The sequence below is a fragment of the Micromonospora sp. SYSU B005 genome (assembly GCF_055362685.1).
Genome location: NZ_JAXCFU010000007.1, coordinates 25,137 through 43,428, shown reverse-complemented (window position 1 = coordinate 43,428; position 18,292 = coordinate 25,137). Strand labels below are relative to the sequence as shown.

The window sequence follows — 18,292 nt, the reverse complement described above, 5'->3', positions numbered from 1 at the left end:
TGCTCAAGCCAGAGATTCGCCGCCGCCTTTTCGGAGGAGGCAACGCCGAGACCGCCGTGCACAGCCACCTGCACCTGCTCGTGGGTCATTCCGAATACCAGCGGACCGACGTGCGCGAACGGCGTGAACGTCCATCGCGGTCGTTGTTCGTCGGTCCGAACCGCCCAGACGTCGGCTCCCGAGCTCAGAACCAGCTCTCGCGCATGTCCAGCGTCGTCCGGTCCAACCCCTCCAGCAGGTCGAACTGCGCCCCCACCTTCGGCAGCTCCCATCGGTAGAAGTACCGCGCCGCCTGCCTCTTCCCCGCCAGGAACTCCCCCTCGGCCCCGTCCGGCGATCCCAGCGCCTCCACCGCGAGCACCTGCTCCAGCCACATCCACGCGATCACCACGTGCCCGACCGCCTCCAGGTACACCGACGCGTTCGCCAGCGCCAGCTCCGGATCACCAGGCGCCCACAACCGTCGCGTCACCACGGCGATCCGGTCCACCGCCGCGCCGAGCTGACCGGCCAGCTCGGAGGCGAACCCGTCGGCCTTCCACGCCCGGGTGACGGTGCCGCGGATCGTTTCCAGCAGCAGTTCCAGCGCCGCGCCGTCGCGCATGGTGACCTTGCGGCCGAGCAGATCGAGGGCCTGGATGCCGTGGGTACCCTCGTGGATGGCGTTGAGCCGGTTGTCCCGCCAGTGCTGCTCGACGTCGTAGTCGCGGGTGTAGCCGTACCCGCCGTGCACCTGGATGGCCAGGTCGTTGGCGGCCAGGCACCACTGGGCCGGCCAGCTCTTGGTGATCGGGGTGAGCAGGTCCAGCAGCAGCTGTGCCCGTTCGCGGTCGGCCTCGGCGGGCGCGGTCTTCTGCTCGTCGAGCAGCCGTCCGCAGTAGAGCACCAGTGCGAGCGCGCCCTCCACGTAGCTCTTCTGGGCCAGCAGCATCCGGCGTACGTCGCTGTGGGCGACGATCGGCACCTGCGGCGTGGTCGGGTCCTTGTCGGCGACCGGGCGGCCCTGCGGGCGCTGCCGGGCGTACGCGACGGACTTCAGGTACGCGGTGTAGCCGAGCGCTGTGGCGCCGGCGCCGATGCCGATGCGCGCCTCGTTCATCATGTGGAACATGACCGCGAGCCCCTGGTGCGGCTGCCCCACCAGGTAGCCGACCGCCCCGGCGCGCCCGTACGGCCGGTGCACGCCCTCGCCGAAGTTCAGCAACGTGTTCGTGGTGCCCCGGTAGCCGAGCTTGTGGTTGAGGCCGACCAGCACCACGTCGTTGCGCGGCCCGAGGTTGCCGTCGTCGTCGAGCAGCACCTTCGGCACGATGAACAGCGACAGCCCTTTCACGCCGGGCGGCGCGCCGGGGATACGGGCGAGCACCAGGTGCACGATGTTCTCGGCGAGTTCGTGGTCGCCGCCGGAGATCCACATCTTGGTGCCGACGATCCGGTACGTGCCGTCGTCCTGCGGCTCGGCCCGCGTGGTCAGGTCGGTCAGGGAGCTGCCGGCCTGCGGTTCGGACAGGCACATGGTGCCGAAGAACCGTCCCTCGACCATCGGGCGTACCCAGGTGTCGATCTGCTCGGCGCTGCCATGGGCGAGCAGCAGGTTGGCGTTGCCGAGGGTGAGCATCGGGTACGCCGACGTGCCCACGTTCGCGGCCTGGAACCAGGCGAAGGCGGCGGCGGCCACCGTGTGCGGCAGTTGCAGGCCGCCGACCGACTCGTCCATGGTGGCGGCGAGCAGCCCGGTCTCGGCGAACGCCTCCAGGGCGGCCTTTACCTGCGGAATGGTCCGCACGCGCTGCCCGTCGAACGTGGGTTCGCCGGTGTCGGCGGCCCGGTTGTGCGGGGCGAAGCGTTCGGCGGCGACCCGGGCGGCGAGGTCCAGCACCTCGTCGACGGTCTCCCGGGTGTGCTCGGCGTAGCGGGGCCGCTCGGTCAGCCGGGTCACGTCCAGCCAGTCGTGCAGCAGGAATGCGAGGTCACGGCGGGACAGCAGCAGATCGGACGAGGACAATGTGGACTCCTTCCGGTCAGCCGCGGCGCAACCCGGCGACGGCCTCCCGCAGGTCATCCTGACCGATCGGAGCCGGTGGCGCACCCTCCGCCGCCTCCCGGAGCGCCTTGGCGAGTTGCACCCGGCGCAGCACCTCGCGGAGGTCCGCGCCGGTCAGCCCCGCTGTGTCGGCGGCGAGCGCGGCCGGGTCGAGGTCGTCGGCGAACATCCGAAATCCTGGCCGCTCGTGCTTGTCGATCAGCTCGCGGACCATCTTGGTGAGGATCTCCGCGCGTCCGGCCTCGTCCGGCGCCGGAATGGCGATCTTCAGGTCGAAGCGGCCGGACCGGATCAGCGAGGCGTCGACGCGGTGCGGGAAGTTGGTGGTGGCGACCACGATGACGTCGGGGTTCTCCTCGAACAGCGTGTTCATCTCCTGCTTGAAGATGCCCGCGACGGCGTTGACGGCCTGGCTGGCCGCGTCGCCACCCGCACCGGCGTAGCTGATGATCGAGTCGAACTCGTCGAACAGCATGACTGTGGGCCGCCGGTAGCGGCGTGCCTCCCGGAAGATCCGCTTGATGTTGCGTTCCGAGCCGCCGAGGTACTTGTCCAGGATCTCCGGGGTGCGGATCTCCACGAAGTCCGCTCCGACCTCGTTGGCCAGGGCCCGGGCCAGCATGGTCTTGCCGGTGCCGGGCGGCCCGTACATCAGGATGCCCTGCGGCCGGCGCGCGCCCCACCGGGCCATCGCCGCCGGGTGCCGGAACGACACCGCCACCTCGCGGAACCGCGCGACCACGTCGGGCAGGCCGCCGACCTGGTCGAGGGTCACCGCCGCGCTGCGCGGCCCGGCCGTCGTCACCGGTCGCCGCCCCACGAGGTACGTCCGTCCGCGCAGCACCGTCGGCTCGTCGCTGTCGCCGGACAACTCGCGTACGGCCTGGAGCAGCAGACCGAGCATCGCCCGCAGGTGCGCCGGGCTCACCTCCGCGCTGGGCACGTCGGCGCGGATGCGTACCGTGCCGTTGTCCTGGTCGACGCGCGGCCGCAACCCCGCCTCCTCGGCGGCGCGCAGCACCTCCCGGCCGGCCGGGTCGCGCGGCGGCGCGACGAGCGTGGCGACCGGTCGCGGCCAGATCCGCCGCCCGGCCTCCGCGGCGATCCGGCCCACCGCGGCGGCCGGGCCGTCGCCGCCGCGCGCGGCCAGCCGCTCGGCGAGCAGCAGGCCGACCGGCCCGGCGAGCCCGAGGGCGATCAGGCCCGCCGGTGCGGCCTCCACCCGGAGGTACGCCTCGAAGCGGTGCACCGGCGGCTCGGCCGCGGTGTCGGCGCGCACTGTGCAGCGGACCTCCCGCACCGGGGCGGGGAAGCCGCCGCCGGGCAGCAGGTCCACCGGCCCGTCGACGGCGGCGGCGAGCAGCCCGGCCGCGTCGGTGATGCGGACCTCGGCGCCGAGCAGCGGCACCGTCTCCTCGTCCGGCCGTACCTCGGTCATCGGCAGCCCTCTCCTCGCGGCGGCGTCCGCTTCCCTCGCGTGGCGTCCGCCTCCGAGTCTGGCACCGGCCCGGCCGGGCGGCCACCGCTCAGCTCGCCTCGGCGAGCAGGCCGTCGACCAGGTCGCGGGGCAGCCCGTGGGTGTCGTGCAGCCAGTGGTAGTCGCGTTCGGTCAGCGGCCCGCGCTCCCGTACCCGGTCCACGATCGGCCGTCCGCGTCGAAGCAGTCCACGGAAGCGGCGTTCCTCGTCCACGAGCGTCGCGTGCAGCGAGCCGACGTCGACCGACTGCTCGCCGGGCGGCGTGCTCGGATCGGGCAGCTGGCGGAAGCGGCGCAGCGTGTCCGCGTACACCTGGGGTGGCAGGTCGTCCAGGGTGCGCGCGGGATCATCGCGCCACAACACTGTCAGCGCGCGGCGCAGCAGCCGCCGGAGCACGTACCCGCGGCCGGTGTTGCCGGGGCGTACCCCGTCACCGAGCACGACCACCGCGGACCGCAGGTGGTCGGAGACCACGCGCAGATCCCCACCGCGCAGGTCCCACCGCTCCCCCACCGCGTCCACCCACCGGCGCAGCCCGTCGCCGGTGAACACGGACCGGTCGCCGCGCAGCACCATCTCCAGCCGTTCCAGGCCCATGCCGGTGTCGATGCTGGAGTGCGGTAGCGGCGTGAGCTGGCCGTCGGGGTGCCGGTGGTAGCGCATCTGCACGTGGTTCCACACCTCCACCCAGCGCTCGTCGGTGCTCGGTGTGCCGGTGGGCGGGCCGTCGCCGGTCCACACGAAGATCTCCGAGTCGGGTCCGCAGGGGCCGGTCGGGCCGTTCGACCACCAGTTGTCCTCGCCCAGCGCCTCCACCGGCACGCCGAGCCCGGTCCAGGTGTCCCGCGCGGTGTCGTCCGGCCCTTCACCGTTGCCGCCGCCGAAGACCGTGGCGTGCAGCCTCCCCGCCGGGATGCCGAAGCCGTCGGTGAGCAGGTCGAAGCCCCAGCGCAGGCTGGTCGCGATGTCGTAGTCGCCGAGCGACCACGAGCCGAGCATCTGGAACACGGTCAGGTGGGTGTCGTCGCCGACCTCGTCCAGGTCCGTGGTGCGCAGGCACCGCTGCACGTTCGCCAGTCGCCGTCCGCCCGGGTGCGGGCGCCCCAGCAGGTACGGGGTGAGCGGGTGCATGCCGGACGTGGTGAACAGCACCGGGTCACCGGGCGGCGGAACGAGCGAACTCTCCGGCGCGTCCTGATGGCCGTGCCGGTGGTAGTGGTCGAGGAACGTCCGGGTGATGTCGTCGGGTGTCATGGCGGGTGCCTTCCGGGTACGGGTGACCGGACGGCCCGCCGCGCGTTTCACGGCGTCGACACGACGACGCCGGCGGACCGTTTCCGGTCGCCGGCGTGGGTGTGGGGCAGGTCAGGCGGCGGCAACCGGCGAGCGGGAAGCTCGCGCGGCTGCGGCGGTAAGACTGCGCCTGCTCTGCATACATCGACGGTAGCCGGGCCCGCACCGTCCCGCCCACCCCTTTTCCCGCGCGCCCCCGCACCCCGCCCGATCAAGATCAACACCACTCCCCCGAAATGGCGGGATCACCGGCACTCGGATGCCGCTACTTCGCCGAGCTGGAGTTGACCATGCCTCCCGAAGGGCGGGTGGAACGCCATGGGTGTCAAAACGGGCCGGAGACACCCGTGGTGTTCCACCCGGGCGGGCGGCGGGCGGTGGGCGTCAGCGGGTGGGGGTGAGCAGGCGGCGGTAGAGGGCGTCGAGGCGTTCGGCCTGCGCCTCCCACGTCCACCCGGGCAGTGGCGAGTCCGGGCCCTCGTAGGCGGCGCGGTAGCGGGCCGGATCCGCGAGCACCGTCCGGACGGCACGGGCCAGGTCGGCGGCGTCGCGGGCGCGGAACACCTCGCCCTGACCGGTGGCGCGGACCGTCTCGGCCATGGTGCGGACGTCGCTGACCACGATCGGCAGCCGCGCGTGCGCGTACTCGAAGAACTTCGTGATCAGCGCGATCTCGTGATTCGGCCAGTGGTGCAGCGGGATCAGCCCGACGTCGGCGGTGGCGAGGAACGCGACGAGCCGGCGGTGCGGCACGTACGGCAGCACGTGCACACGGTCGCCCACCTGATGCCGGGTCGCGCGGGCGACGACCTGGCGGACGTAGGCGGCGGCCGGGTCGGCGACGACGAGCGCCACGTGTACACCGGGCAGCAGCGGCAACGCCTCGACCACCGTGTCCACGCCGCGCTGCACGGCCATCGCGCCGCTGTAGACCAGCAGCGGCGTGCCCGGGGGCAGACCGCACCGCTCCCGCAGGTCAGGAGGGGGCAGATCGGCGGGCTCGGAGGCAGTCGGTTCGGAGGCGGACCGCTCGGGGGCGGTCGGCTCGGGGGCGGTCGGCTCGGGGGCGGTCGGCTCGGGGGCGGACCGCTCGGGAGCGGCGGTGACCGGGGCGTTCAGGAGCACGGTCGGGCGCTCGGGCAGGGCGTGGTCGCGTACCAGCAGGTCGGCGAGCGTGTCCGAGACGGTGACCACCGCGTCGGCATGGCCGACGTACTCGCGAACGTAGCCGAGGTGGGCGGGCAGCCAGCGGGCGTTGTCGCGGCGGGGACGCGCGCCGGGCAGCCACTCGTGCGCGTCCCAGACCAGTTTGGTGTCGCGTCCGGCGGCGCGGGCACGCTCGACGGCGCGGGCGGCCACGCCGAGCATCCGGAAGTCGTGCGCGTGGATCAAGTCGGGGCGCAGCTCGTCGACGACCGGTCCGGCGGCCCATTCGTAGTCCCAGAGTCCCGGCTCCAGCCGCCGCCAGGCTCCGTCGCGCAGCCGGGCCCGCCAGTAGCGGGCCTGGGCGTGCTCCACGGGCCGGCGGGCCAGCTTGGCCGCGCGCAGCGGCAGCCCGCCCCGGGCCACCAGTCGCGCCCGCAGTCCGGGCACGCCACGCAGGCGGGAGCCGTCGCGCGAACCAGCGCCACGGCCCGAGGCGGAGACGTCGCCGCCCTCGGGGCCAGGGACACCGCCGCCCGGGCGGGAGACGACGGCCGATGCAGTGGCGGGTGGAGTAGCGCGAGCGGCGGCGAGCGGCAGGACACGGACCTCGGCGGCGCCGAGCCGCCAGCGGCGTTCGGCGCCGACGTGGGCGCAGCCGATCAGGGTGACGTCCCAGCCGGCCTCGGCGGCCGAGCGGGCCGCCTTCTGCACCCGCGAGTCACCGTCGATCGCGTTGTCGACGAGCATGACCACGCGCCGCATCGCCGTTCCACCCTTCACCCGTACGCCCGGACGGGCGCGAGTGTACGGGGACGCGGGACCGTCACGACGGCCGCGAAACCGGCTCTGAGCTGCGGTGACGCCGACTGTGCAGGCGATGGTCGGGTGCCGGCCGGTGGAAGTTCACCGGCCGTGCACCGAACGGGCGGGTCAGGCCGTACCGGAGGAGGCCAGCGCGGCCGGGGCGATCGGCTGCCGGCTGTCCTTGCGGTTGGGCAGCGACAGGCGGATGACCTTCCACCACGCGGAGGCGACCTGCTTGGGCAGCGGGCCGGTGGTGTAGTGCAGGCCGTACCTGTCGAACAGCGCCCGTACCTGCGGGGCGACCTCCTGGTAGCGGTTGCTGGGCAGGTCGGGGAAGAGGTGGTGCTCGATCTGGTACGACAGGTTGCCGGTCATGATGTGCAGCAACCGGCTGCCGCTGATGTTGGCCGAGCCGAGCATCTGCCGCAGGTACCACTCGCCGCGGGTCTCGCCCTCGATGGAGGTCTTCTCGAACGTCTCCACGCCGTTGGGGAAGTGCCCGCACATGATCACCGAGTGGCTCCACACGTTGCGCAGCAGGTTCGCGGTGAACGTGGCGGCGAGCGTGGACAGGAACGACGGGCCGGACAGCAGCGGGTGCACCACGTAGTCCTTGAGCACCTGGCGGCGGATCTTGCGTCCGACGGCCCTGGCCTTGGCCCGGAACTTCGGGTCCTTGAGCTTGCGCTGCTTGAGGTGGTCGCCCAGCTCCATGTCGTACGCGGCGATGCCGTACTCGAAGAACGCGGCGTTGAGCAGGTTCCACAGCGGCTGGCCGAGGTGCATCGGGTGCCACGGCTGGTCCTCGTCGACGCGCATGATGCCGTACCCGAGGTCGTTGTCCTTGCCGACCACGTTGGTGTAGCGGTGGTGCAGCTCGTTGTGCGACTGCTTCCACTGGTCGGCCGGGGAGACGTGGTCCCACTCCCAGGTGGTGGAGTGGATCTTCGGGTCGCGCATCCAGTCCCACTGGCCGTGCAGGACGTTGTGCCCGATCTCCATGTTCTCCAGGATCTTGGCGACCGTGAGACCGGCCGTGCCGACGATCCAGGCCGGCGGGAACAACGAGAACAGCAGCACCGCACGGCTGCTCATCTCCAGTGTCCGCTGGGTCTTGACCACCTTGCGGATGTAGCGGGCGTCCCGCTCCCCCCGGTCGGCGAGGACCCGGTCCCGGATCGCGTCCAGTTCCTTGCCGATGATCTCGATGTCCTCGGCGCTCAGGTGGGCGATCGGGTTGACGGCCTTCTTCTGGATGACGGTCACGTGGGTGGCTCCTGTCAGATATCGATGTCGCAGGTACCGGCGGCGGCCGACACGCACGTCTGGACGAGCACGCCGTCCCCCGGTACGGCTGTGGTGACGTCGCCGTTGCGCAGGTCGCGCACGGCGCCCTGACGCAGCGGTACGACGCAGCCGAAGCAGATGCCCATCCGGCACCCGGAAGGCATCAGCACTCCGGCGTTCTCCCCCGCGTCGAGCAGGGTGGTGGCGCCGTCGGACTCGACTGTCACGCCCGCCCCGGTGAAGGTCACCGTGCCTCCCTCGCCCGGCGTGATCACCGTCGGGCGGAACCGCTCGGTGTGCAGCCGCTCGACGAGACCGTTCGAGGACCAGTACCCCTCGACCGCGTCGAGCATGCCGATCGGCCCGCACGCCCAGGTCTCCCGGTCGAGGTGATCGGGCACCAGGTCGGCCAGTTCGGCGACGTCGAGCAGTCCGTCGGTGTCGGTGTGCCGCTCGACCAGACGCAGCGCGCCGCGGTCGGCGAGCGCGCGCAGTTCCGTACCGAAGATGACGTCGTCGCGGGTGGGCGCCGAGTGCACGAGCACCACGTCGGCCCGATCGGCCAGCCCGGAGCGCAGCATCCCCATGACCGGGGTGATGCCGCTGCCGGCGGTGAGGAACAGGACGCGCCCGGGCGTCGCGGCGGGCAGCACGAACTCGCCCTGGGCCTGGTCGAGGTGCACGATCGTGCCGGGCCGGAGCCGGCGTACGAGGTAGTTGCTGACCTTGCCGTCGGGGATCGCCTTCACCGTGACGGAGATCCGGCCGTCGGCGGCGTCCGGCGGCGAGGTGAGCGAGTACGCGCGCCACTGGCGCACCCCGTCGACGTCCACGCCGAGGCGGATGTACTGCCCGGGCGTGTGGCCCTGCCAGGCGCGGCCGGGCTGGATCACCAGCGTGGCGGCGTCGCGGGTCTGCGGGCGGATCGCGACGATCTTGCCGCGCAGCGGGGCGCCCGCGCGCAGGGGCGCGATCAGGTCGAGGTAGTCGTCGGGCAGCACCGGTGTGGTGACCGTTCCGGCCAGCCGCAGCAGCCTGTCCCGGAAGGAGACCTTCTGGGGGCGGCGGGGGGCAGTTGTGGTCATATGACCAGCGTGACCGCCCGATCGCATAACATCTTGACCGGCAAAGGTGAAACAGTCGCGGTTTCTTGTTCGGAGGGAACAACGATGACGTCGGAGGCCGGCACGGGGCAGCGCGCCGCGCACCTCAACCTCGACGCCGGCATGGCCGCGACGCTGCGCGGCCGGCTGCCGGTGGTCGCCGAGCGGACGGTCTCCGCGATCACCGCCGAGGTGCCTGACTACTCGGGCGCGCTCACCGGCGCCATGCGGGCGAAGATCGAAAACGCGGTACGCATCGCACTCGGCACGTTCCTCCAGCTCATCGAGGGTACCCAGGCGTTCGACCCGAGCACTCCCCTGGCCCCGGCGCTGGAGGCCGCGTACGCGCTGGGCAGCGGCGAGGCCCGCTCGGGGCGCAGCATGGACGCGCTGCTGGCCGCGTACCGGGTGGGCGCCCGGGTGGCCTGGCGCGAGGTGTCGACCACGACGGTACGCAGCGGGCTGGCCGCCGAGACGGTGGCCGAGTTCGCCGAACTCATGTTCGCCTACATCGACGAGCTGTCCGCGGCGAGCGTGGCCGGGCACGCCGACGAGCTGGCCAGCGCCGGCCGGATGCGCCGCCGCAACCTGGAACGGCTCACCCAGCAGTTGCTGGCGGGCGAGCCGGAGGAGTCGCTGCGGCGCAGCGCGGAGCGCGCCGACTGGCCGCCGCCGCAGACCCTGACCGTGGTGCTGCTGCCCCGCCGGCACCTGCGCGCGGTGCTGGCGCTGCTCAGCCCGTACACGCTGGAGAGCGGGGAGGACCTGCCCGGCGTGAATTCGGTCGAGGATCTGGCCGTCCTGCTGGTGCCGGACATGCACGGCGGCCGGCGCCGCCAGCTCACCCGGCTGCTGCACGGGCACCGGGCGGTGCTCGGCCCGGCCCGGCCCTGGCACCGGGTCGCCGCGTCGTACCAGCGGGCCACCCGGGCGCTCGCGCTCGGCCTCGGCGAGGCGGACGCCGGACCTGTCGACACCGAGCGCCACCTGGCGACGCTGCTGCTCAGCATGGACCCGGAGGCCCTGGCCGACCTGCGCGCGCAGGCGCTCGCGCCGCTGGCCGCGCTGCCCCCGGCCACCGCGCAGCGGCTGGCCGAGACGCTGCGGTCGTGGCTGCTGCACCAGGGACGGCGCGACGACGTGGCGGCCGACCTGTTCGTGCACCCGCAGACCGTCCGCTACCGGATGGGCAAGCTGCGGGAGCTGTTCGGCGACCGCCTGCACGACCCGGCGACGGTGCTCGACCTGACCATCGCTCTGGCCGTACCCCCGGAGCCGGAGGGGGCCTGACGCCGCGCCGGGGCGCACGGCCCGGTGCGGCCGGGACCTCCGGCCCTGTCCGCCCGCGACGGCGGCGGGCAGGGTCGGAAGGGGACGAGCAACCAGGAGGGCCGCCATGAACAGCTCATCGACCCACACCGAGCAGGACCCGAGGGTACGGGTGCTGGAGGCGGCCGCCCGGCAGTCCCTGCACGCCCCGTCGGTGTTCAACACGCAGCCCTGGCGCTGGCGGGTCACCGGCGACGCGCTGGAGCTGCGCGCCGACCCGGACCGGCAGCTCGCCCACACCGACCCGGACGGCCGGCTGCTCATGCTGAGCTGCGGGGCCGCCCTGCACCACGCGCGCGTGTCGCTGACGGCGGTCGGCTGGGCGGTCACCGTGGAGCGGCTGCCCGACCCGGCCGACCCGTCGCTGCTGGCCCGGGTGCGTACCACCGGCCCGGCCGACCTGGACGTGCCGGCGGGCCGCCTGGTCGACGCCATTCCGCGCCGCCGCACCGACCGCCGGGCGTACGGGGACCGGCCGGTGCCGGAGGCGGTGCTGGCCCGGCTCGGTGACGCCGTGGAGGCCGAGGGCGCCCATCTGCACGTGGTCCGGCCGGACCAGATGCCGATGCTCGCCGTCTCCACCGGTCGCGCCGCCGACGCGGAGCTGGCCGACCCCGCGTACCGGGAGGAGCTGCACCGCTGGACCCACCGCCCGGAGGGCAGCGGCGACGGCGTGCCCGCCGCCACCGCCGTGCGGCCGTCCCCGCGCCGGGTGCCGCTGCGCGACTACGCCCCCGGCGGGGCGGCCGGGCTCAGCGCGGGCGCGGACTTCGACCGGGGCGCGGCGTACCTGATCCTGTTCGGCGAGTCCGACGAGCCGGCGGCCTGGCTGCGCGGCGGCGAGGCGCTGTCGGCGCTGCTGCTCACCGCCACCGCCGAAGGACTGGCCAGCGCGCCGCTCAGCGACGCCGTGGAGCTGGCCTGGCCGCGCCGGATGATGCGCGACCTGCTGGCCGGCATCGGAGACCCGTACCTGGTGGTGCGCGTGGGCTGGGGCCCGGACGCGGAGCTGCCGCCGGCGCCGCGCCGCGCGCCGGCCGACGTGATCGAGGTGGTGGACCAGCCGCGGTGACCCGGCGCGGTCCGGCGGGCCGCCGCCGGCACGACGGTCGTCGTAGCCTCGGCGGGTGGAGAACCTCGACCCGGCCGACGCGTTCGTGGTCTTCGGCGACCAGGACTCCGGGTGCGTCTCCTACGGCGTGGAGTCGGCGGGCCGGCGCTGGTTCGTGAAGCGGGCCGGGACGCCCGCGGCGCGTGAGTCGCTGACCCGCGCGCTGGGCCTGCACGCCGCGGTCCGGCACCCGGCAGTCGTCCGGCCCGAGCTGGTACGTGACGGAACGGACGGCCCGACGCTGGTGTACCCGTGGTGCGACGGCGTCGTGCTCAACCACGCCACCACCGGTGGCGGCAGCGACCGGAGCGGGCTGGCCCGCTTCCAGCGGCTGCCGGTCGCCGAGGTACGCGCCGCACTGGACATCATCCTCGACGCCCACCTGGCCGTGAGCGCGGCCGGGTACGTCGCGGTCGACCTGTACGACGGATGCTTCCTCTACGACTTCGACGCCCACCTGATGCGGCTGATCGACCTGGACGAGTACCGCCCGGGGCCGTTCGTGCTCGACTCCGACCGGCTGCCCGGCTCCCGTCGTTACCTGTCGCCCGAGGAGCTGACCCGGGGCGCGACGATCGACGAGCGCACCACGGTCGACGCGCTGGGTCGTACGCTGCACCACCTGCTCGACGGCCCGTCCGGCTGGCGGGGCACCGCCGCCGAGCGCGCGGTCGCCGACCGGGCCGGCCGGTCCGATCCGGCGGAGCGGTACGCCACCGTGGCCGCGTTGGTTCGCGACTGGCGAGCCGCCTGATTCGCCGGCCTCGTCAGGCCGGGTCTCGACGACGCGCGATCGCCCTTGTGGGTAACTTTCCGTTACAGCAGCCCGATTCGGCAACGAATCACGGAGGGTGACGGCAGCTGCTGGGGCCGAATGGGTCGAATTGTCCGCAGCATGCTCCTGAACAGCGGCGATGCGCGGCGAGCCGAGAGCTGGACGCATACCCCTTCGCGCCCTTTGCTCTGCAGCCACATACGCGGCAGTGGCTGTTAGTCACCGATGCACCGATGGCTGCAGAGCAAAGGGCGCGGGGTGAGTTCTGCCGCGGAGCCGCGGAGGTTACTTTCGGTGACGGCACGTCCTCGACGGCGATCGGGCCCCGGGCGCGACCGGACCCGGCACGATCGGGCGCGGCGCAATCAGGCCCCGCACGATCGGCCCGGTGCGGCCAAGCCCCGACGGGGTGGCGCCACGTTCGGCGGCGGGAGGCGAGGCGCCGCACCGGCGGATCAGCGGGCCGGCCGCGACAATTCCGCATAGTCCACTGTCGGCACGGCCCGGCGCCGAACATATTCACGTCTACCTGTTGACGCGTACGGGATCGACGACAATCATTACTCTCGCTGGATCGACGCACCATGAATGTCGGATCTGGTGGCATTTCTTACCCCTCGACGGGATCGCGCCGGGACTGCGATTCCGCCGGGCGACCATGCCCGGCGCACGCCCGGCCAATCCTATCGAGTCGCTAGGAATTGTCGCCGCTCGCCCGAGGAGTCCGCCGGTGGACGGGAACGACGACGCTCCCGCACCGAGCCCGCCGAGGCCGGTGCAGAACGGCTCTGAGCTGCCCGAACAGCTCGCCTTGCAGGGCGGGCAGCCGGTGCGGCGTACGCCCTGGCCGACGTACGACAAGGGCGCGGTGTTCGTGCACAGCGAGGACGAGGACGCGGCTATTCGCGCCGTCCGCAGTCACCTCTACTTCCGATATGACCACCGGCCGCCTAATGAAACCGAATGCGGGCGGTTCGAGGACGAACTGTGTCGTTATTTCGGCACCCGGCACGCGCTGGCCGTTTCCAGCGGTACCGCCGCGCTGGCGCTCGCCCTGATGGGCGCCGGAGTGCCACCGGGCTCATTGGTGGCCTGCCCCGGATTCACTTTCGTCGCCACCCCCAGCGCCATTGTGCTGGCCGGTTGCCGGCCATTCCTGGTCGAGGTGGACGACGACCTGCGGATGGACCTCGACGACCTGCGCCGCCGGTGGCGGCCGGAGATCCGCGCCGTCATGGTCGTCCACATGCGCGGCTTCGCCGCCGACGTCGAAGCGCTGGCCGCGTTCGCCGCCGAGATGGGCGTGCCGCTCATCGAGGACGCGGTGCCGGCGCTCGGCGCCGAACTCAACGGGCGCAAGCTCGGCACGTTCGGCGCCGCCGGGGCGTTCAGCACCCAGTCCGACAAGGCGCTCAACTGCGGCGAGGGCGGCTTCCTGATCACCGACGACAGCACCCTGTTCGCGCGGGCGGTGGCGCTGTCCGGGGCGTACGAGGGGCGGCTGCGGCGGCACTTCCCGCACGGCGAGCCGCCGCTGACCGGCCTGGACCTGCCGCTGCTGAGCCTGCGGATGGACGAGATCCGCGCGGCCCTGCTGCGCGCCGAACTGACCCGGCTGCCACAGCGGCTCGCACTGTTCCACCGCAACTACGCGCACGTCAGCGCCGCCCTGGCCGGGCTGCCTGGGATCGCGGTGCGGCGGCCGGTCGCGCCCGGGGCGTACCTCGGGGAGGCGTTCGTGTTCCGCGTGCCCGGCGGCGACGCGGGCTGGGGCGACGCGGGCTGGTTCGCCCGCGCGCTGCGGGCGGAGGGGATCGACGCCCGCAACATCGGCGCGGACGACGACCTCAACGTGCGGGCGTTCTGGAACTGGCGGTTCCTGTACGACAGCGCCGACCCGGGCGAGATCCGCGCGACGCTGCCTCGTACCGCGCGGCTGCTGACCGAGACCGTCGACGTGCCGCTGTCGTCGAACCTCACGCCCGGGGACTGCGACGACCTGGTCCGCGCGGTTCGCAAGGTGGCCGCCGCCCGTGAGACCGCGCTGGTCGGGTCGTGACCGGCGCGCACACTCCGGCCCGGCCGCTGCCCCGGCTCGCGCTGGCCGGGCTGCTCGGCGGACTGTTCACCGGCTACCTCGGACTGACCGCGGTGATCCCGGTGCTGCCCGGCTTCCTGCGCGAACGGCACGACGCCGGTGACCTGACAGTCGGCGTGGTGGTCACCGTGACCGCAGTGACCGCGCTGCTGGTCCGGCCGGTCGCAGGCGCGCTCGCCGACCGGCACGGTCACCGCACGGTGATGCTGGCCGGGGCGCTCGTGGTGGCCGGTGGCGGCCTGCTCTACCTGGCCCCGCTGGGCGTGCCCGCGCTGGTGGCGGTCCGGCTGCTGCTCGGTGCCGGTGAGGCGGCGCTGTTCACCGCCGGTGCGGTGTGGATCGTGCAGCTCGCCCCGCACGAGCGGCGCGGCCAGCTCATCGGCCTGTACGGGGTGAGCATGTGGGGCGGCATCTCCGCCGGCACGTTCCTCGGCGCCACCGTGCAGCAGGCCGGCTATCAGGCGGTGTGGCTGCTCAGCGCGGTCGCCCCGGCGGTCGGCGCGGCGCTCGTCGCGCTGGTGCCCGCGCCGGCGCGTACCGCACCCGCGGCGAAGGGCGCCGGGCTGCTGCTGCGCCCGGCGCTGCTGCCCGGCATCGCGCTCACCTTCGGCGCTGCCGGGTACGCGGGTCTGGCCGCGTTCGTCGTGCTGCACCTGGACGCGCGGGGCATCGGCCACGGCGTGGTGGTGCTGAGCGTCTTCAGCGCCGTGTACGCCGGAACCCGCCTGGTCATCGGGCACCTGCCGGACCGGCTCGGCCCCCGCCGGGTGGCCACCTGGTGCGGGGTGGGCGAGGCGGTCGGTCTGCTGGTCATCGCGGTAGCGCCGAACCTGCCGGTGGCGGTGGCCGGCAGCGTGGTGATGGGCGTCGGATTCTCCCTGCTGCACCCGTCGCTGGCGCTGATGGTGATGAACCGCACCGACCCGGCGCGGCAGGGCGCGGCGATCGGGGCGTACACCTCGTTCTGGGATCTGGGTCTGGCGGTGTGGGGGCCGGCGACCGGCCTGGTCGCGGCCGGTCTCGGTTATCCGGCGGTGTTCGTCGCGGGCGCGGCCGGCGCGGCGGTCGCCGCCGCGATGGCGCTGCGCATCGGCCGGGTCGCGCCCGCGCCGGCTCCGGCGGAGGTACGCGCGGCATGAGCGCACCGGTGACCGTCCTGAGCGTCAACGGCTGGTGCCGCAACGGCAGCACCATCATCGGCAACGTCCTCGGCGAGGCGCCCGGTGTGGTGCACGTCGGTGAGCTGCACTTCCTGTGGAAGAACTCGACCGGGCGCGGCGTGAACGACAGGTGCGGCTGCGGCGCCGCGCTGACCGGTTGTCCGCTGTGGTCGGCGGTGCTGCCGCTGGGTCGCCCGGCCGGGATGTCGGCGGACGCGCACGCCGCCGAGGTGATCCGCCGGCAACGGGCCCGGCTGCGGACCCGGCACACGTGGCGGGTGCTGCGCCGGGGCGCGCACGACGCGGACACCCGGGCGCACGCCGACCTGCTCGGCGCGGTCTACCGGGAGGTGGCCACGCGTACCGGCGCCCGGGTCATCGTGGACAGCACCAAGATCCCCGGCGAGTCGGCGTTGCTGCCGCACGTGCCGGGCGTCGAGGCGTACTGGCTGCACCTCGTGCGCGACCCGCGCGCGGTGGCGCACTCCTGGCGGGAGCCGAAGAAGTACGTCTACGCGATGTCGGCGGCGCGCAGCACCGCGTACTGGCACGGGTTCAACCTCGCGTCGGCGGCCATAAACAGGCGTCACCCGGACCGGTCGGCGTTCCTGCGCTACGAGGACTTCACCGCCGACCCGGCCGGCACGATCGGCGACCTGCTGAAGCTGGTGGGCGTCGACCCGGCGGCAAACCCGGTACGGGACCGGAGCGTCGAGCTGCGCGGCAACCACACGGTCACCGGCAACCCGGACCGGTTCCGGACCGGCCCGACCGTGATCCGGGACCGCGACGACGGGTGGCGGCGCACGCTGACCGGCCGGCAGCGGCTCGCAGTGGCGGCGCTGGCCTGGCCGCTGTCCACCCGGTACGGCTACCGGTCCGGCGGGCCGGCCGGCGACCCGGCGTACCCCGGCGCGGCGGCCCACGTCGGCGAGACGGAGAGGTGAGGACGTGGATCTGGGGCTCAAGGGCCGGGTGGCGCTCGTCGCCGGCGGCACCAGCGGCATCGGGCTGGCCTGCGCGAAGGAGTTCGCCGCGGAGGGCGCGCACGTCGCGGTCTGCGGGCGTGACCCGCAGCGGCTGGCCGCCGCCGAGCGGGAGCTGACCGCGGTGGCCTCGGGCCGGGTCAGCGCGACCGGCGTGGACCTCACCGACACCGGCGCCGCCGCCCGCTGGGTGGACCGGGTCGCCGCCGAACTGGGCGGCGTGGACGTGCTGCTGGTCAGCGGCGGCAGCCCGCCCGTGGGCACCGCCACCGGCTTCGGCACCGACGACTACCGGGCGGCTGTCGACCGGGTGCTGCTGCCGGCGGTGGCGGTGTCGCTCGCGGCGCTGCCGCACATGCGCGCCGCGGGCTGGGGCCGGCTGCTGCTGGTGGCCTCCGAGACCGCCTGCGTGCCGATCGGCCCGCTCGTGCTGTCCGGGGTGACCCGGGCGGCGCTGGTCCGCTTCGCCCAGGGCCTCGCCGTCGACGTGGGCCGCGACGGCATCACCGTGAACGTGCTGGCGCCCGGCGGGGTGCGGACGCCGCCGATGGAACGCGCCGCGGCCCGGCTCGCCGGCGCGGACGGCGACGTCGAGGCGCGGCTGGCCGCGATGGGCCACCACAGCGCCGTCGGCCGGCTGGCCCGGCCCGAGGAGGTCGCCGCGGTGGCCGCGTTCCTGGCCGGCGAGCGCGCGTCGTACGTGACCGCCGGGGTGCACCTGATCGACGGCGGCGCCGCCGCCACCGGCCCCGACCTGCCCCACCTCACCGGCGTCCGCAAGGACACCTACGCCTGACCCACCGACCGCCGCACAAGGGAGTGCCCATGTCCACGACCAGCCGGTTCACCGAGCGGGACGTCTCCGAGTTCTTCGACCAGACCACGCAGACGTACCTCAGCTTCTGGGACAGCGAGGGCGTGCTGCACACCGGCTACTTCGCCGGGGAGGACGACGGCGACTACCACGCGGCGGCAGACCGGACCTCCGACATCCTGGCCACCGACGCCGGGATCGACGCCTCGGCGAACGTGCTCGACGTGGGCTGCGGCTGCGGCAACTTCCTGCTCCGCCTGGCCGAGCGCACCGGCTGCCGGGGCGAAGGGCTGGACCTGAGCATCGAGCGGGTGCGCTTCGCCGAGCAGCGGCGCGCCGAGCGGGGTGCTGCGCTTCCGGTGTCGTTCCGGCACGGCTCGGCCACCGCCCTGCCGTACGACGACGGCACGTTCACCCACGTGGTCAGCCAGGACGCGCTGTTCCTGGTGCCGGACAAGCCGCGCAGCCACGCCGAGATGTTCCGGGTGCTCGCCCCCGGCGGGGTGCTCGCGGTTTCCGACTTCCTCCAGCCCACCGAGCGGATCGGCGAGGCGGCCCGCCGGCACGTCTACGACCGGGTGCGGTGGAACGACGGCTACTCGCTCGACGGCTACCGCCGGGCGCTGACCGAGGCCGGATTCGTGGACGTGGTCGCGCGCAGTCTCGACGCGCACATCAGGCAGACGTACCGGGTGCTGGGCCGCACCGCCCGGGAGCGTGCGGAGACGACGGCGGACGAGGCGGCGCGGACCTGGATCCTCGGCTTCGCCGACTCGTGCGACGAGATCCAGGCGGCGATCGACAGGGGCGAGTTCGGCTGGGGCATGTTCGTCGCCCGCAAGCCGGCCTGAGGGAGGGACAGCA

The 18,292-nt window shown here is 73.7% G+C and carries 14 protein-coding genes; 8 read left to right on the top strand and 6 right to left on the bottom strand.

The window, feature by feature from the left end; all coding sequences use genetic code 11:
* Nucleotides 1–184: 184 nt before the first annotated feature.
* From SM452_RS17380 to SM452_RS17355, 6 genes are all read right to left on the bottom strand, one after another.
* The gene (locus SM452_RS17380; RefSeq protein ID WP_355512954.1) at nucleotides 185–2,005 is read right to left on the bottom strand and encodes an acyl-CoA dehydrogenase; all 1,821 of its coding nucleotides are present in this window, start codon (nucleotides 2,003–2,005) and stop codon (nucleotides 185–187) included.
* 16 nt (nucleotides 2,006–2,021) lie between these two features.
* Nucleotides 2,022–3,482, bottom strand: a complete 1,461-nt coding sequence (locus SM452_RS17375; RefSeq protein ID WP_463840287.1) for an ATP-binding protein — start codon at nucleotides 3,480–3,482, stop codon at nucleotides 2,022–2,024.
* Between the two features lie 88 nt (nucleotides 3,483–3,570).
* Nucleotides 3,571–4,776: an alanine--tRNA ligase-related protein gene (locus SM452_RS17370; RefSeq protein WP_463840286.1), complete on the bottom strand. Its 1,206-nt coding sequence runs from the start codon at nucleotides 4,774–4,776 to the stop codon at nucleotides 3,571–3,573.
* A 423-nt stretch (nucleotides 4,777–5,199) separates the two neighbouring features.
* Nucleotides 5,200–6,723: a glycosyltransferase family 4 protein gene (locus SM452_RS17365; RefSeq protein WP_463840285.1), complete on the bottom strand. Its 1,524-nt coding sequence runs from the start codon at nucleotides 6,721–6,723 to the stop codon at nucleotides 5,200–5,202.
* A gap of 168 nt (nucleotides 6,724–6,891) precedes the next feature.
* Entirely contained in the window at nucleotides 6,892–8,031 is a 1,140-nt protein-coding gene (locus SM452_RS17360; RefSeq protein WP_262014450.1) for a fatty acid desaturase family protein, read from the bottom strand.
* 14 nt (nucleotides 8,032–8,045) lie between these two features.
* Complete coding sequence (locus SM452_RS17355) at nucleotides 8,046–9,137, bottom strand: ferredoxin reductase (protein WP_463840284.1); 1,092 nt, start codon at nucleotides 9,135–9,137, stop codon at nucleotides 8,046–8,048.
* A gap of 84 nt (nucleotides 9,138–9,221) precedes the next feature.
* On the opposite strand from SM452_RS17355, the gene SM452_RS17350 reads away from it, so the two are divergent.
* From SM452_RS17350 to SM452_RS17315, 8 genes are all read left to right on the top strand, one after another.
* Complete coding sequence (locus SM452_RS17350; RefSeq protein WP_269696787.1) at nucleotides 9,222–10,445, top strand: PucR family transcriptional regulator; 1,224 nt, start codon at nucleotides 9,222–9,224, stop codon at nucleotides 10,443–10,445.
* A gap of 106 nt (nucleotides 10,446–10,551) precedes the next feature.
* On the top strand, nucleotides 10,552–11,556 hold the full coding sequence (locus SM452_RS17345; RefSeq protein ID WP_194800096.1) for an Acg family FMN-binding oxidoreductase: 1,005 nt from the start codon (nucleotides 10,552–10,554) through the stop codon (nucleotides 11,554–11,556).
* Nucleotides 11,557–11,611: 55 nt separating this feature from the next.
* Nucleotides 11,612–12,349 (top strand): serine/threonine-protein kinase, encoded by a 738-nt coding sequence (locus SM452_RS17340; RefSeq protein WP_463840283.1) that lies wholly within the window; start codon nucleotides 11,612–11,614, stop codon nucleotides 12,347–12,349.
* A 751-nt stretch (nucleotides 12,350–13,100) separates the two neighbouring features.
* Complete coding sequence (locus SM452_RS17335) at nucleotides 13,101–14,429, top strand: DegT/DnrJ/EryC1/StrS family aminotransferase (protein WP_463840282.1); 1,329 nt, start codon at nucleotides 13,101–13,103, stop codon at nucleotides 14,427–14,429.
* On the top strand, nucleotides 14,426–15,607 hold the full coding sequence (locus tag SM452_RS17330) for an MFS transporter (RefSeq protein ID WP_262014456.1): 1,182 nt from the start codon (nucleotides 14,426–14,428) through the stop codon (nucleotides 15,605–15,607). The genes SM452_RS17335 and SM452_RS17330 overlap by 4 nt, the downstream gene beginning before the upstream one ends.
* A complete protein-coding gene (locus SM452_RS17325; protein ID WP_463840281.1) occupies nucleotides 15,604–16,575 on the top strand; it encodes a sulfotransferase in 972 nt (323 codons plus the stop codon). Before SM452_RS17330 ends, SM452_RS17325 begins: the two co-directional genes overlap by 4 nt.
* Nucleotides 16,576–16,579: 4 nt before the next feature.
* Entirely contained in the window at nucleotides 16,580–17,410 is an 831-nt protein-coding gene (locus tag SM452_RS17320; RefSeq protein WP_355512928.1) for an SDR family NAD(P)-dependent oxidoreductase, read from the top strand.
* 29 nt (nucleotides 17,411–17,439) lie between these two features.
* Nucleotides 17,440–18,279 carry a methyltransferase domain-containing protein gene (locus tag SM452_RS17315; RefSeq protein ID WP_463840280.1) on the top strand — a complete coding sequence of 280 codons (840 nt, stop codon included), beginning with the start codon at nucleotides 17,440–17,442 and terminating at the stop codon, nucleotides 18,277–18,279.
* The last annotated feature ends 13 nt before the right edge of the window (nucleotides 18,280–18,292 follow it).